1 protein-coding gene is annotated in these 1,470 nt (G+C 39.3%); it reads right to left on the minus strand.

Annotated features, from left to right (window positions below):
• Positions 1-153: 153 nt before the first annotated feature.
• A complete protein-coding gene (locus BMW59_RS21225; RefSeq protein WP_093056318.1) occupies positions 154-1,350 on the minus strand; it encodes an IS4 family transposase in 1,197 nt (398 codons plus the stop codon).
• Between the last annotated feature and the right edge of the window lie 120 nt (positions 1,351-1,470).

Here is a 1,470-nt window from a genome sequence, read left to right on the forward strand (position 1 = left end):
GACCCATAACGATTGCACGTAAGTATAATAAATACATTAATGTTAATATATGTAATGTGTTTTTTAGGCTAATTTTAAAAAAAGGCGGACGAGGCATATAACGACCTTGTTCCCTTTTTTTTCCTATTTATCTTCCACCTTTAAACTTCTTAGTTACTTTCTTTTTTGAACCTTAACTTTCGCCACGCTGCCCTGAAACTGTGGATCCTTTTTCTTCTCAATCGGTACCTTTTGTCTTCCTCTTGAGGTTTTTGATTTCTTTCGAAATAGTTTTTTAGTAAAGGTGTCCCAACTGTCGTACATATACACACGCATAAGAAGAAGGAACTCCCATAATGTTTTATTTGTTCCTGTTTTTAATTTAAGGATCAGAGCTAAGCAATAAGCTGTCAGAGAGAGGAACATCTGGTTCCACACCCCTTGTGGTTTCGTGCTCCATATTTTTACCAGACTCAAGTGCTGCTTGATCCATTTAAAAAAAGTTTCGATCTTCCAGCGATGTCTGTATAGATCCATAATCTCCTGGCTGGTTAGGTCCCACCTTGAAGTCATAAGGCGATAGAGACAGTCTTTGTCGTCTTTAAACACCACGAGACGAACCGGTTTATCTGAAGAATTAAATAACACTTTTGAGTCGCTTATAATAGCCGGATGGTCAACACTGTATTCTCCAATCGTCTCGACTTTAAGGCTCTGGGTAATGCGGGCGACAAAGAGAAGGTTCTGATCTAACCAGGTTCTAAGATTTTGCTTAGATGGATAGCCCCGATCCATGAGGTAAGTCGTGTCTAAATCTTCAATAAGTTCGTCTGAACTCTCAAAGTCACTTACATTTCCTGTCGAGGGAAGAATTTTATCTGGATAACAGCTGTCTTCTGAGACCACTCTCACTCGCGTATGCATTTTGACCACGTGCCATTCCTTTGACACATAAGCCCACTTACAAAGTTCCGAAGGAAGCTTGAGATGCGTGGAATCCACGATGCTTAACTGACCTATTTTCTTAGTAATTCCATGGTCTTTTTGAGTAAGTTCTTGAAGTATACTAACCACTTTAAGAAAGAGATCCTGCGCCCACTCAGTTGGTAAGTCGTTAATTCTTCGGCTAATTTGACTGCCACTCATCGTTTCTAGATCTAACGATTTTTTCAGAGCGTGATTAGCGTCAAGCATCAATTCCATATGCTGATATGACTGCCAGTTATCAAGGTTCGCTGCGATAAATACTTTCATTAAAGCTTCTGCCGAAAGTTTGTCATTTCCGTAATTAACAAGCGGGCATCCATAAACTTTCGAAGGGAGTAAATCTAAACATTGACTTATAAGTGCTTTATGACCTATACTTTTCATGCGTGTGGCTCCTTTGTAGAGGATTGGGAACAAGTATTGGTCTCTCCTCTACAATAGGAGCTTTTTTTGTGTTTGTAAACTTAAAATTACAATATATTCCATTCGTGCAAGGCTACTGGG

The organism is Salipaludibacillus aurantiacus, assembly GCF_900111295.1.
GTDB lineage: Bacteria > Bacillota > Bacilli > Bacillales > Salisediminibacteriaceae > Salipaludibacillus > Salipaludibacillus aurantiacus.

Coding starts and splice junctions, on each gene's coding strand:
- BMW59_RS21225 (WP_093056318.1), bottom strand. CDS start 1,350: ATGAAAAGTATAGGTCATAAAGCACTTATAAGTCAATGTTTAGATTTA.